The 14710-nt window shown below is 40.4% G+C and carries 13 protein-coding genes; 11 read left to right on the top strand and 2 right to left on the bottom strand.

Annotated features, from left to right (window positions below):
- Positions 1 to 84 precede the first annotated feature (84 nt).
- The 7 genes from AC4MC0_RS07985 (at position 85) to AC4MC0_RS08015 (ending at position 5942) form a co-directional block, all read left to right on the top strand.
- Positions 85 to 1326 (top strand): acyl-CoA dehydrogenase family protein, encoded by a 1242-nt coding sequence (locus tag AC4MC0_RS07985; RefSeq protein ID WP_005399529.1) that lies wholly within the window; start codon positions 85 to 87, stop codon positions 1324 to 1326.
- 96 nt (positions 1327 to 1422) lie between these two features.
- Positions 1423 to 2544 carry a phosphotransferase family protein gene (locus tag AC4MC0_RS07990; RefSeq protein ID WP_491887458.1) on the top strand — a complete coding sequence of 374 codons (1122 nt, stop codon included), beginning with the start codon at positions 1423 to 1425 and terminating at the stop codon, positions 2542 to 2544.
- Positions 2541 to 3239, top strand: a complete 699-nt coding sequence (locus tag AC4MC0_RS07995; RefSeq protein ID WP_491887459.1) for a histidine phosphatase family protein — start codon at positions 2541 to 2543, stop codon at positions 3237 to 3239. The genes AC4MC0_RS07990 and AC4MC0_RS07995 overlap by 4 nt, the downstream gene beginning before the upstream one ends.
- A gap of 15 nt (positions 3240 to 3254) precedes the next feature.
- Positions 3255 to 3998, top strand: coding sequence for an SDR family oxidoreductase (locus AC4MC0_RS08000; protein WP_491887460.1), 744 nt, complete (start codon positions 3255 to 3257; stop codon positions 3996 to 3998).
- A 152-nt stretch (positions 3999 to 4150) separates the two neighbouring features.
- Positions 4151 to 4474, top strand: a complete 324-nt coding sequence (locus tag AC4MC0_RS08005; protein WP_004693265.1) for a pyrimidine/purine nucleoside phosphorylase — start codon at positions 4151 to 4153, stop codon at positions 4472 to 4474.
- A gap of 133 nt (positions 4475 to 4607) precedes the next feature.
- Positions 4608 to 5318, top strand: coding sequence for an SGNH/GDSL hydrolase family protein (locus AC4MC0_RS08010; protein WP_491887461.1), 711 nt, complete (start codon positions 4608 to 4610; stop codon positions 5316 to 5318).
- Positions 5319 to 5348: 30 nt separating this feature from the next.
- Positions 5349 to 5942, top strand: a complete 594-nt coding sequence (locus AC4MC0_RS08015) for a uracil-DNA glycosylase family protein (RefSeq protein ID WP_201703207.1) — start codon at positions 5349 to 5351, stop codon at positions 5940 to 5942.
- 61 nt (positions 5943 to 6003) lie between these two features.
- On the opposite strand, the gene AC4MC0_RS08020 is transcribed toward AC4MC0_RS08015, so the two are convergent.
- Positions 6004 to 6441: a hypothetical protein gene (locus AC4MC0_RS08020; RefSeq protein WP_491887462.1), complete on the bottom strand. Its 438-nt coding sequence runs from the start codon at positions 6439 to 6441 to the stop codon at positions 6004 to 6006.
- Positions 6442 to 6699: 258 nt separating this feature from the next.
- Positions 6700 to 8253, bottom strand: a complete 1554-nt coding sequence (locus tag AC4MC0_RS08025) for a phospholipase D family protein (protein ID WP_491887463.1) — start codon at positions 8251 to 8253, stop codon at positions 6700 to 6702.
- Between the two features lie 118 nt (positions 8254 to 8371).
- On the opposite strand from AC4MC0_RS08025, the gene AC4MC0_RS08030 reads away from it, so the two are divergent.
- From AC4MC0_RS08030 to AC4MC0_RS08045, 4 genes are all read left to right on the top strand, one after another.
- Positions 8372 to 9478, top strand: a complete 1107-nt coding sequence (locus tag AC4MC0_RS08030; RefSeq protein WP_078425606.1) for an S-(hydroxymethyl)glutathione dehydrogenase/class III alcohol dehydrogenase — start codon at positions 8372 to 8374, stop codon at positions 9476 to 9478.
- A gap of 227 nt (positions 9479 to 9705) precedes the next feature.
- Complete coding sequence (locus AC4MC0_RS08035; RefSeq protein ID WP_491887464.1) at positions 9706 to 10734, top strand: flavin reductase family protein; 1029 nt, start codon at positions 9706 to 9708, stop codon at positions 10732 to 10734.
- Between the two features lie 12 nt (positions 10735 to 10746).
- Positions 10747 to 11916 carry a fatty acid desaturase family protein gene (locus tag AC4MC0_RS08040; RefSeq protein ID WP_491887465.1) on the top strand — a complete coding sequence of 390 codons (1170 nt, stop codon included), beginning with the start codon at positions 10747 to 10749 and terminating at the stop codon, positions 11914 to 11916.
- 466 nt (positions 11917 to 12382) lie between these two features.
- A complete protein-coding gene (locus tag AC4MC0_RS08045; RefSeq protein WP_491887466.1) occupies positions 12383 to 14482 on the top strand; it encodes an EAL domain-containing protein in 2100 nt (699 codons plus the stop codon).
- The last annotated feature ends 228 nt before the right edge of the window (positions 14483 to 14710 follow it).

Consider the following 14710-nt stretch of genomic DNA (forward strand, 5'->3'; position numbering starts at 1 on the left):
AAAATAAAATCATTTTGTTCATATTAGTTTTCAGGTTATGTTGATGTAAAGCGAAAATATCAAAATAGATCGAAGGAAGCAGCCATGTTTGAACTTTCAGCACGTGCTCAAGATTATGTAGAACGTACCAAACAATTTATTCAAAACGAAATTGAGCCGATCGAAACTGACTTTTGGCATGAGGTACATGAACTGAACCAAGGTGGCGACTGGACCAAATGGCAGTGGCCTGTACAACTTGAAACGCTCAAAGCCAAAGCAAAAGCTGCGGGTTTATGGAATATGTTTTTGCCATGTCCTGAATTGGGCCAAGGTCTATCGGTTCAAGAGTACGCTCATATTGCAGAACTCACAGGTCGCAGTCTTCTTGCGCCGACCGTATTTAACTGTAATGCGCCTGACAGTGGCAATATGGAAGTATTGTGGCGTTATGGCTCTGAAACTCAAAAGCAAGAGTGGCTTACGCAGCTTTTAGATGGAAAAATTCGTTCTGTTTTCTGTATGACAGAACCAGCTGTTGCTTCATCCGATGCGACCAATATGCAAGCAACAGCCGTGATCGAAGGCGATGAGATTGTGCTAAATGGCCGTAAATGGTGGTCTTCAGGCTTAGGTGACCCCAATGCCAAAATAATTATTTTTATGGCACATACACCAGATGAAACTAAAGATCGCCACCATCAACACTCGATGGTTTTAGTGCCTGTTGAAACGGCTGGAGTCAAAATAGAACGAATGTTACCAGTCTTTGGTGACTACGATGCACCCCATGGTCACGGCGAAATTAGCTTTAGTAATGTTCGTGTTCCTGTTTCCAACTTTATTGGTGGTGCAGGTCAAGGTTTTGAAATTGCCCAAGGTCGTTTAGGCCCGGGTCGTATTCATCACTGTATGCGCTGCATTGGTGCTGCGGAAAAATCTTTAGAGTTGATGATCGATCGTGGTATGAGTCGTACTGCATTTGGCAAAGAAATTTTAAAATTAGGTGGAAACCTAGAGCGCGTGGCTGATGCACGTGTTGCAATTGATCAAGCACGTTTATTAACCTTGTATGCTGCGTATAAAATGGATACTTTAGGGAATATGGCAGCGTTAACCGAAATCTCTGCGATTAAAGTCGTTGCGCCAAGTGTGCTTGAAAAAGTGGTCGATATGGCGATTCAAATTCACGGCGGAGCAGGTGTGTCGCGTGATACGCCTTTGACAGGTTTCTTCGCTCAAGCACGTTCACTGCGATTGGCTGATGGGCCAGATGAAGTCCATAAAGGCATGATTGCAAAACTAGAACTGGCAAAACGCGGCTATAGTACGCGTCGTAAAAAATAATAGAGGAGAAGATCATCTCTTTAATTCATCGTGTTGAAATAAGAATAGATGATCTTCTAAGTTATAAAGAAAAGATTGATAGTTTGGGAAAAAAGAATGTCAGCGATTGATGTAGGTGGAACAGTTCGGGCGGGTGAAGAACTGGATGCTATAGCCGTAGAAAACTGGCTCAAAGCACAAGGTGTCGATCTACAAGGGCAGGTTGAAGTAACGCAATATTCAGGCGGTGCATCTAACTGGACGTATAGATTGAAATACGACAATGTCGATCTAATTCTACGCCGCCCACCCAAAGGTACCAAAGCTAAATCTGCACATGACATGGCACGTGAATATCGAGTGCAAAAGAATTTAACCCCTTTCTATCCTGTACTTCCCGAAATGGTTGCATTGTGTCAGGACGAAACTGTTCTTGGCTGTGACTTCTACGTGATGAAACGCGTAGAAGGCATTATTCCACGGGCCAATTTACCGAGAGAGTTAGATTTTAAAGAACCCCAAGTTCGTGAGTTATGTATCAATGTGATTGATAAACTGATCGAACTTCATCAAGTCCCATACCAAGGCACAGAACTTGAGAACCTTGGTAAAGGTGAGGGTTACTGTCGTCGTCAAGTGGAAGGTTGGGACGCTCGTTTTGAAAAAGCCAAAACCATTAATGTCCCTTCATTTAAATATGTGCGAAAGTGGCTGAAAGATAATATTCCAGCAGACTCAAAAACCTGTGTGATTCATAACGATTGGCGTTTTGATAATGTCATTTTAGATCCGAATCATCCGACACAAATTATTGGTGTCTTGGATTGGGAAATGGCAACGCTTGGTGATCCACTCATGGACTTAGGTTCGGCTTTGGCATATTGGGTTGAAGAGTCGGATAGTGCACTTTTTAAAGCGACACGTCGTCAACCGACAAATCTTAAAGGCATGTTCACACGTAAAGAAGTGGTCGATTATTATTTAGAAAAAACAGGTTTAGAAGTAGAAAATTGGACCTTTTATGAAGTCTTTGGTATTTTCCGTTTAGCCGTGATTGCCCAGCAAATTTATTATCGCTATCACCACAAACAGACCAATAACCCTGCCTTCAAAGATTTTTGGATTTTGATTCATGCTCTCCATATTCGTGCACTTAAATTGATTGGTTTACAAAAAATTGAAGCCAATGAAGTCGCTCAAAAATACATTGTCAAAATGAAGGAAATATTAGGCAAATGACCACTATTTATTTCATTCGCCACGGGCAAGCATCCTTTGGTGCAGAAAGTTATGATCAACTCTCTCCCAATGGTGAGCTCCAAGCTAAAATTTTGGGTCAATATTTTGATCAGATCTTAAAAGAAGCGCCTATGGTGGTGTCAGGCTCCATGCAGCGACATCAGCAAACGGCATGTATTTCTTTGGTTGAATGCTTTCCTGAGGTGGATGTCTTAACAGATTCTGCATGGAATGAGTTCAATCATCAGCAAGTCTTTGCTCATTACGAACCGCGTTTTAACGAGCCACATTTACTAAAAGCCGATGTGGCTAAAGAGTCGAACCCACGTGCATATTTGGCCAAGATATTTGAAGGGGCAATTGAACGCTGGACAGGTGGCGACTATCACCATGAATACGATGAATCATGGCCTGAGTTTAAAAGTCGAATTGAAGTCGCTTTACAAGATTTGTGTGATGAATTGGCTCAAAGCAAACCGCGCTATGCTGTGGTGTTTACTTCAGGCGGTGTAATTTCAGTGGTTGCAGGTAAGCTGTTAGGTTTAAGTCCAAATAAAACTTTTGCGCTAAATTGGGCTATTGCCAATAGCAGCATGACCACACTACGACTGGTGGGCAATGAACCGCAGCTTTTAAGTCTCAATGAACATCATTTTATTAAAGCCGAAAACTCAAACTTACTGACATGGATCTAAAGACAGGATTAAGACATGGCTAAAACAATTTTAATTACAGGGGCAAGTTCTGGCATTGGTGCAGGTATGGCGCGCGAATTTGCACAAAAAGGCTATAACTTGGCAATTTGTGCAAGACGCATAGATCGCCTTGAAAGCCTAAAACAGGAACTTGAGAGCAAGTACGGCATAAAAGTCATCCCTAAAGTTTTAGATGTGACCAATTACGATCAAGTATTTGAAGTTTTTCGTGCATTTAAACAAGAGTTTGGTCATTTAGACCGTGTGATTGTGAATGCTGGAATTGGAGATGGGCGTCGAATTGGCAAAGGCAGTTTTGCAATTAATAAAGCTACAGTTGAAACCAACTTTATTTCAGCTCTAGCGCAGTGTGAAGCTGCAGTTGAAATTTTCCGTGAGCAAAATGCAGGGCATTTGGTTGTTATCTCGTCTATGAGTGCAGTCCGCGGTATGCCAAAACATTTGACAGCATACGGTGCAAGTAAAGCGGGTGTTGCACATTTGGCCGAAGGTATTCGTGCAGAACTTCTCAATACCCCAATCAAAGTCACCACGATTTTCCCTGGCTATATTCGTACAGAAATCAATGAGGGTGCCAAACCTCTACCTTTTGAGGTGGATGAAAAAACAGGTTCGCGACTGTTGGCAGCAGAAATTGAAAAAGCCCCTGTAAAAGCCTATGTTCCTAAATGGCCATGGCTACCACTCGGTTTAGCAATGAAAATTTTACCGCTGAAATTGGTCAATAAACTGGGTTAATGATTGAAATAAAAAGGCTGTAAATCAGCCTTTTTATTTTTAACTATGTGAGTGCCTTCTAAACACACGTTGCTATTTCCAGATGATCATTTGAGTGCATTCATGAGTTGGTCATAAACTCGAGGTAGCATTGAAGAAAAAAGGTGATCAAGATGTCCACACAATTCGACTTTGTTTCAGTTAGAAAAAAGCCCAATGTTCATTTTGGTGGGCGCTCAATCAGTCATGTCATTCAATGTGAAGATGGTTCACAAAAGACCCTTGGCGTTATTTTACCTACAGATCAACCACTAACTTTTGAAACGCATGTCGCGGAGCATATTGAAATTGTTTCAGGTCAATGCCAAGTTAAAATTGGGCTACAGACTGAAATGAGGTTGTATCATGCAGGTGAAAGTTTTGATGTTCCTGCCAACAGTCGCTTTAGTATGATGGCAAGTGAAGTCGTAGATTATATTTGTCACTTAGAAAAATAGCCGAAGACAAAGACTTAAAATGGCTACAACAACATTAATTCTTGATTTCTGAAGAATATTTAAGTCAGTGTATAGACGCAATTCAAAGTATACTATTTTCATCTCTCAGCTAGCTTAGACCCAGTCACTGAATATGCGATTAAAAATTTATACGCTGGCTTTGATTCCAGTCATTCTTTTTCAGGGCTATGCCGTCAAAAAAAATACACCAAGATTGGCTGAACCCAAAGGAGAGCGCATTGGACAAAAGGGCGTGGGTAAGTCGCTTGCTTTGCTCATTTTGGGGGATTCAGCAGCGGCAGGTGTTGGTGTAAATGCTCAAGATGATGCGTTATTGGGTTCAATTTTAAAAGAACTGTCAACTGAATTTAGTATTCAATTTTATTTACACGCAACGACGGGATTCACCACAGATCAGGTCATTCAGTCCATCCAAATGCTTGAGACACAGCATTTTGATGTAATCATTACTTCTGTGGGCGTAAATGACATTACAAAATTCACATCGCCGCAGGCTTGGATCACAAAACAGAAGCAGCTTTATCACATACTCAAACATAAGTTTAGTCCACAACTAACGATTGCATCTGGTGTCCCCCCGATGGATCAGTTTCCCGCACTTCCAAACCCACTTGCATGGTTGTTCGGTCAATATGCTAAAGCGATGAACTTAGAATTAGGCCAATTTGTCGCACAGCAAAATCAGATGGAGTGGATAGAGTACGATCTCAAGAAGTTTTTGGCTTTAAACTTCGTTATGGCCGAAGACGGTTTCCACCCTAGCAAAGAAATTTATCAATTTTGGGGTAAACAAGTGGCTGAAAAAATACGCCAATCTTTTTAAAATGCAATAAAGACAAATTTTTTATAGCTTATGACACATTCAGTTGAAATCGAAAAACATCCACTTAAACCGTTCCTCCCAGCTAATGCCAAATTATTGATGCTGGGCAGCTTTCCGCCGCCCAAGACCCGCTGGAAAATGGACTTTTACTATCCAAATTTTCAAAATGATATGTGGAAAATATTTGGCCTGTGTTTTTTCCAAGATAAAAATTATTTTCTCAATATCGAGCAGAAGACATTTAAAGAACAACAGATCCGTACATTTTTAAATGAACGGGGCATTGCGATTTTTGATACGGCCTATGAAGTGATTCGCCAAAAAGGCAATGCTTCGGATAAGTTTTTGCACATTATTACCCCAACCAATGTGCAACATTTACTTGAAAAAATGCCCAAATGTCATAGTGTGATGACCACTGGCGATAAAGCTACTGATACGCTCATGCTGTCTATGCCCACAGGTACGTTAAAACCACAAATTGGCATGAAGTCCGAGACACATTTTGCTGGGCGAGACCTGAGGCTTTATCGGATGCCATCTTCTTCTCGTGCCTATCCTTTGGCTTTAGAGAAAAAAGCCGAGGCTTATTACAACTTATTTTCTGAAATAGGCTTACTTTAGGTAACTATTTGGATTATCCACATGACTGAATGTTCCAGCCATTCGTAGATAGTGGTCTGCTTTAGTCTTCGTACTCAACATAGTCCCAGAGATTAAGCCGCGCTTTAATCTGTTTACGTAGTTGTGGCAGCATAGGAAATAATGTTCCATCAATCCATAGGCTGAGTGCACCTGCCGAAAGTGGTTGTTGCGATTCATCGATCAATTGTGCACCTTTCACCAAAACAAAAGTCTCTTCGCTTGCAGCTGTTTCGATCCCTTTAAACTGAACCAAAAGTTTATGGCCTGTATCTTGGATTAGCCACCCCAGTTCGATTTGGATATTTTGATTGGATTTTAAAACGACTTGCCCTTCAACCATGTCATTGTCACTCAAACAGTCATGTTCAACACGCACTTTACTTAGAAACCATTCTTGTCGAGCAAGATCTTCTAGTGTTTTGTAAGGGGTTAAAATATTACTGAGATTAAACTGACGACTTAAATCAAAAAATTGCATTACTAAACTTTGTAAAGGGGAGATAAAAAAGATGGGCTGCATGTTAAATCAAAGTGTGTACTGAGTAAAACCTTTCAAGCCCTTGAATGAATTTAGGTATCAGATCCAATTATTCTGTACGAGTCTTATATTCAAAGTTGTTCATTAAGAAGAGCAATAGATAAAGCATTTTTAAGCTGAGCCTAAAAAACAAAGCACTCAGCACAAACGGAAAGCTATCGTACGTTAGAGAATATTTATGATGTCACTCATATGTAATTACATCATCCATTCAATGGGTAGGTATGACACGGCTTTCATCATAAAACGCTGAAATTTTGTAGTTTCGGGTTCTTTTTGATGTTCAATGACACTTCCATCTTTTTGATGTTCAAGCCAAATGATATCGCCTTGAGGATTAAGCTTTAACTCATATGCAATATGCGGGAGAAATTCATCTAACTTGTGTGAGATTGCATTTTGCAATTGATCTGACTCTATCACTAAGCCCACTTCTGTATTTAAATGGGCTGAGCGTGGGTCAAAGTTAAACGAACCGACAAAGACTTTTCCGTCTATATCAAAAAATTTGGCATGGAGCCGTGAGGAACTTCGACCTTTAGCTGGAATCACATGACCAGTTGCCACTTCATACCAGGTGTATTTCTCTCGTTCGATATAGGGTTTAAACTCATACAGTTTGACGCCATTTTCGAGCAAGCCACGGCGATATTTTTTATAAAATGCATGCACAATGGCAACATCATTAGCCAATAACGAATTGGTTAAGACCCGAACTCGAGTTCCATTTTTTGCCAAATTGGAAAGGTAGTCAGCACCTGCTGTGGTTGGAACAAAATATGCGGAGACCAACTCCATATGCTTTTCAGGCTTGCCCATCAAATCGAACATTTGTTTGACAATGATTTCATCAGGCTTTGCTTCACCACGAATTTTATTGGGAGAATCGGCAATGAAATAAGCCTTTGCCCAGTTAACAGGATGTTTAGTTAGCTCTGAATCGACTTGTATCCGAGCCAAATCAATTTTCTGTTCAATCACATTTTTATCTAAGGCATCCGCTTCATAGTGCTGTTTTAATTGAGCCAGTTCTTCTTTTGTTCCACGACCCACTAATTGGGGAATTGTATAACTGAGATCATCATTCCAGAAATTTAGAAATACGCTATTGGCATGTTCTACAGCTTGCCCATAAAACAAAATGTCCAAATCGGTAAATTGGAATTTTTCACTGGCATCAAAGTATTCACTGCTGATATTACGACCACCAGTTACCGCAATTGCACCATCAGCAATGATCAGTTTGTTATGCATACGATGGTTAATGTGATTGAAGCGAAAAGCATAATCAATCACACGTAAATGACGGTATTTGTAAGGATTGAATAATTTGATTTCAAAATTGGGGTGAGCACTCAGTTTTTTGAGAGTTTCATCAAGTGCAGTGCCATTTTGGTCATCAATCAATAAGCGTACTTTCACACCACGATCTGCAGCATTTAACAGTTCATGCAACATCATATGGCCTATAAAGTCATCTCCCCAAATATAGTATTGGACATCTAGACTGTGCTTCGCCTCTCGTATCAAATGTAAGCGTGAGGCAATACTCATAAATGCTTCGTCTAGAGCTAAATAGGCCGTAAGTCCCTGTTTTTGCTGTACAGACGCATCTTGACCATTAAGCCAATGCTCTGCATATATCTCTACAGGGTCTGAAGGCTTAGCTTGATTGGGGGCGAGTTGACATCCCGCCAATGTTAAAACGGTGCTCAACAAAATCAGCGGTCGACAATGAGTTCGTATCGGCATATTTATTTTAAAGACCTAATTTTTATACGTTATACATTTCACATGTTATAGGTTGAAACAGAGAATAAAAAGCGGTTGCTGTAGCGCATCTGTTAAAGACCTGTTAAGGATAGCGAAAATGAAATCACGTGCAGCTGTTGCCTTTGGACCTGGACATGCTCTTGAAATTGATGTTGCTCCACCACAAAAAGGTGAGGTTTTAGTCAAGATTACCCATACAGGTGTATGCCATACCGACGCATTTACTTTATTTGGTGATGATCCTGAAGGTATTTTTCCAGCAGTTTTAGGCCATGAAGGTGCGGGTATCGTAGTTCAGGTCGTTGAAGGTGTAACCAGCGTTCAGCCGGGTGATCATGTTATTCCTCTGTATACGGCTGAGTGTGGCGAGTGTTTATTCTGTCAGTCAGGCAAGACCAATCTATGTGTTGCAGTCCGTGCGACGCAGGGCAAAGGTCTGATGCCAGATGGTACAACGCGTTTTTCTTATAATGGGCAACCGATTTATCACTATATGGGCTGTTCAACCTTTTCTGAATATACCGTTGTCGCAGAAGTGTCTTTGGCTAAAATCAATCCAGATGCTAACCCTGAACACGTCTGTTTATTGGGTTGCGGCGTGACTACTGGTTTAGGTGCAGTCAAAAATACAGCCAAAGTGCAAGAGGGAGATACCGTTGCAGTCTTTGGTTTAGGTGGTATTGGTCTCGCTGTTGTACAAGGTGCAAAAAAAGCCAAAGCCAGCCGTATTATTGCGGTTGATACGAACCCTGACAAATATAAATTAGCAGCAGAATTCGAGGCAACTGATTTTGTAAATCCGAAAGATCATGACCGTCCTGTACAGGAAGTCATTGTTGAAATGACCGGTTGGGGGGTTGATCACTCATTTGAATGTATTGGTAACACCAATGTCATGCGCTCAGCACTTGAATGTGCACACCGTGGTTGGGGCCAGTCGGTGATTATTGGTGTGGCAGGTGCAGGCCAAGAAATTTCAACGCGCCCATTCCAACTGGTTACTGGCCGTACATGGAAAGGGACGGCTTTTGGTGGTGTAAAAGGTCGTTCACAACTGCCAGGTATGGTTGAAGAAGCAATGACTGGCGACATTCGTTTAGCTCCATTTGTTACGCATACCATGGGTCTCGACAAAATCAATGAAGCCTTTGACTTAATGCATGATGGAAAATCAATCCGTACTGTGATTCATTTTGAAGACTAATTCGCTGTAAGATGTTTAAAAAACCAAGCTGCGGCTTGGTTTTTTTGTTTTTGATTAGAAGAAAAGTGAATTGGCAGAACTGTTCATTTTGTTAGACAAAAATGATAAAAAATGTCAATTCGTTAGATTTTGTCCTTTTATGACATAGTCGAAAATAGGTTCTCACCTTATCTTAATGTCTCAATAATGCACACTTGTATAAAAATAAACTAAAGCAGAGGGTGACTATGGGAAAGCATGTTGAATACCGTCCCGAATGGGTACGCGAAGATTTCATCGATTTTCTGACTGAAAAAGTAAATCCGCTATGGGCATGGAAAAAAGCCAAAGCGCGGATTGTTGCAAAGCATCACTTGTCAGATGACTTTGTGTACATGCAGTTACAGCCAAATCATCATTTTAAAGCAACCGACTATCAAGCTGGGCAAAGTATCTTAGTGACAGTACTCATTGCTGGTGTACGTTGGCAGCGCAGCTATTCAATTGTCGAGATTATAGAAAATGGCAATCTTGTGATTGCTGTTAAACAACAGGGCAAAGTCTCAAATGCACTCACTCAACAGCCTGTAAAAAGTGTAGTTGAAATTTCCAAACCGCAGGGCGAATTTGTTTTAAAAAGTCAGCCTCACTCTGCACTGATGATTGCCTCGGGAAGTGGTATTACCGCAATTTACGCATTGATTAAGGCTGCATTAAAACGCCCACAAACAGTTTCCAATATCGATTTAATTTACTTTACGCGGGATGATGCCTTTCATGCAGAACTGCAACAACTTACTGAACATTATCCGCAGTTTAAATACCATCATGTCAATACACGGACTCATAAACAACATCTGAGCCAAGAGTTGCTTAGCCAAAAGATTGAAGGTTTTGAACAACGTGAATGCTATGCTTGTGGTGCTGCCAATATGATGCAAAGCCTGACAGAAATTTATCAGGCTCTAGACTTAGTTGACTATCTGCATACCGAATACTTTCAAATTGTTGTCGATCACACCCAAAGCGCTCAAGTGGTCACGTTTCAACGTTCGCAGCAACAGTTTCAAGCCCAAAGCAATTTATTAGACAGTGCAGAACAAGCGGGTTTACGTCCCGCACATGGCTGTCGTATGGGCATTTGTAATACTTGTTCATGTACAAAAGTTCAGGGTGTGGTGCGGAATCTGCTCACAGGCGAGCTTGATCAAAACAATAACACACAAATTAAATTATGCATTTCACAGGCTGTCAGTCCTGTTGTGATCAACCTTTAAGAAGGTATAGATATGAATCTTCCCGTTTATTTTAGTGAAAGCAGTAAATCCAAATATTTAAGTCCTACACAAGTCGAAGAGTTTGGTGTGAAAGTTGAAGCGATCCGTCGTGAAGTGATGGAGAGCCTCAATGAAAAAGATGCTCAGTATATTTACAAAATCCGAAATTTTGTGCGTTATAGCGAAATAAGCGCACGTGCAATGCTGATGTTTGCAGGATGGTTACCTCCAGTATGGCTTTTGGGCACAGGTTTATTAGGGGTATCTAAAATCGTAGAAAATATGGAGCTTGGGCATAATGTCATGCATGGTCAGTTTGACTGGTTAAATGACCCGAGTCTCAATGGGGCAAATTATGACTGGGACACTATGGCCACAGGCCCCGACTGGAAACATACGCATAATTATATTCACCATACCTACACCAATATTGTTGGTATGGATCATGATGTCGGCTATGGCTTAGTCCGTGTGAGCGATGCACAGGTCTGGGAACCTCGCTTTTTGTTGAATCTACCTTTAGCTGCACAATTGATGGTGTTTTTTGAGTGGTATGTTGGTATACAAAATCTGCATATAGAGGATGTGGTGGCCTATAAAACAAAAACATGGCGCGAAGTTTGGGCAGAGTCATATGATTTTAGGCAGAAAATGAAACGCCAAGTGATTAAGGACTATGTCTTTTTCCCCATCATTGCCGGGCCAAATGCACTGCCAGTTTTTGCAGGAAATGCGGTAGCCAATGTTATTCGTAGTTTATGGGCATCTGCGGTGATTTTTAATGGTCACTTTACCGAAGACGCTGAAAACTTTGAAATGGACAATATCGACAATGAAACACGGGCCAAGTGGTATCTGCGTCAAATTCAAGGCTCAAGTAATTTTAGTGGGACACAGGGCTTGCATATATTAAGCGGGAACTTGAGTCATCAAATCGAACATCATCTTTTCCCAGACATGCCTGCCAATCGCTACGCACAAGTAGCACCCAAAATTAAAGCACTGTGTGCAGAGTATGGGATTCATTACAATGAAGCGAGCTTTATCAAACAGTTTTCATCTGTTTGGGTGAAATTGGCTAAATACTCACTGCCAAATGAGTGTTATGAAAAAAGTGACCCTACACAGTCTTTTCTGAAACACAATTTGAGTTTATTGAAGAAAAAAATCTTTAAATCATAGCTCACAAGTATGTACCAGAGCAGAAACATTATTGGATAATATTGAACCATTAGGTTTCTGCTTTTTTGCACAAAAGTAGGGCGTGAAACCCCTCTATATGATGTCTTTGTGTAAGTAGGATTAAATGTGATTATTATGTGAATAGTCGCTATTTACTTAAAATAAATTATTGTTATTATTAGTTTTTCACTGAAAGTTGTTTAGCTTTGCAATGTTGCTCAAATGAATGCTCATTTGCTATTGAAAACGGCTCTCAGTTATTTGTGTAATAGTTGCAATTTTTCATTGGTATACGCTTATATAAGTTGTATATGATGCATATTGTGATGGTAATCACGCAGTGTCATTATACTTATATTTACTTTTTTGTTTTTTCATTGTTTTTCATGACTTTGCTTGATTTCTTTTTTAAACAATATGTCTGGTTATGGACTAAACCAGCAAGTTTAAGTTGCAGATAATTATTATGTCTCGAACCCATTCACAGCCTAAGAATAAATCTAAAAATATTGCTTATGATCAACAGGCAGGAAAGAGTTCTACTTCAAAAAAAGACCACCATCTGATTGATATTATTCCTCAGCTTTTTTGGATTCATAATGACGTCTGCAAATATATAAATTTACCCTTACGCCAGTATGTGGGAGGAATGGATTTATCCGCAGATAGCTTCAATTTGGTCGAATATATTCATCCAGAAGATGTGCCAGCATTAGATGAATTTTTACATCAACCGATAATTGCCGAGCTCACATTTGAAAAAACCTGTCGGATTCGTAATCATCAGGGCCAGTATCATTGGTTCTTAGTCCAAGGTGAAATGGATCGCTCTACGGCTGGATTTCAACTGAGTTGCACTGATATTCATCAGGGCATGAAAATTTATATCGAGTCTTTGGCGCTGTTACGTGCCCATTCGGATATGTTAAATGCCAGCGTAGACTGCATTATTGTGGTTGAGCCAGATGGTACGGTCACCCATATGAATAAGTCGGCATGTGTCATGTTATTGGGAAGTGTAGATGCTAAGGACTTTGGTATGTCTTGGGTCGAACTTTTGCCTCCTGCGGTGCGTAAAAAAGCCAAAAAAGCATTGCATGACGCAGGCCAAGGCCAAATTTCCCGTTTTAACGGCATGAGTTTATCGGACGGTAAAGTTTATTATTGGGATAATGTTCTGACACCTGTACTTGATGTTGACGGAGAGACCCAGAGTATTTTATGTGTTTCACGTGATATCACGCTACAATATCTGACAGAACAAAAATTAAAACAAGGCAGTGAACGTGATGAGTTAACCGGTTTAAATAACCGACGTGCGTTTAAAGAAAAAATCAGAAAACTGTATAGTAGTGCACGTGATAAAAAACAAAAGTTAGCCGTCATGTTGATGGATTTAGATCACTTTAAAACCATCAATGACACACTCGGTTATGCCGCAGGTGACCACCTTTTAAGAATTTTATCGAAACGTTTAAAACAAATTTTAGAAGGGCGTGCTTTCTTGGCACGTCTTGGTGGGGATGAGTTTGGTGTGATTATTCCGCATGTGCAGGATATAGGTGAGCTCAATCAAATTGCCCAGCAGATTTTGCAACAACTCGAGATTCCCATCACATTTTCGGGGAACTACATCAATGGTGGCATGAGTATTGGATGTGGCCTCTATCCAGATGATGCCAATGACCTCAGTGAGCTACTCAAGTGTGCCGACACAGCACTCAATGATGTTAAAGCACAAGGCCGCGGTGGTATGCGCATGTTTGATCAGGATATGTCTAATGCTGTACGGGAACAATCTGAACAACTCAATTGCGCGCATCAAATTATCCGTAATGTTGCAATTGAAGCTTTCTTTCAACCGAAAGTGTGTTTAGATTCAGAGAAAATTGTTGGTTATGAAGCGCTATTACGCTGGCGTGATGATCAAAATAACATTCAAAGCCCTGCACGAATTGCAGCAGCTTTTAATGATTATGAGTTATCTAGCCGTATTGGTGAGATTATGCAGCATCAGGTCTTCAAGCAGATTACTGAATGGCGGGCAAAAGGCTTACAGATTGTACCTATTTCAATTAATGCAGCACCTGTTGAGTTTATGCGTGATAATTTTGCAGAGATCTTCTTAAAACGTCTCAAAGCCTACCGCATCCCCTCGAAATTTGTTGAAATCGAGGTCACTGAATATCATTTGGCTGAACGCGGCTATGAATACGTGGTTCGTGCCTTAAAAAAACTCAAAGCAAATGGTGTGCGAATAGCATTGGATGATTTTGGTACAGGGCATTCTTCTCTTACTCATTTACGTGACTATCCTGTTGATATTATTAAAGTTGACTGCTCTTTTGTGCAACATTTAAGCGATGATAAATCGATTTATGCTATTGTCGAAGGGTTAGCCAAGCTTGGTCCGATTTTATCGATGGATATCGTTGCTGAAGGGATTGAAACTGAAACACAATTGCAGCTTTTAAGAGATATGGGCTGCCATATTGGGCAAGGTTATCTGTTTAGTCCGCCTGTTTGTGCTCAGCAGGCAGAAATGCAGTTGCTAAAACTACACTAGGCATGGCTTCAATAGCGACTGTTCTCATGAACTCAAACATGATTAAGCCATTGAGTTAAAGGCGAAGGCAGTAGCTTAAACAGGATAGAACTGAATTTTTTGTATAAAAAAGTGTTGTAAAAGCAAAAAAATCAGCGTATTTTAAATTTCAGATAACATATTTTTGAAGATATAAAAATGTTAAAGCAACCTGTAATCTCTAACGCAAATTATTACTTCTGGCAATTT

The sequence above is a fragment of the Acinetobacter sp. CAU_H_S139_7 genome (genome assembly GCF_058599305.1).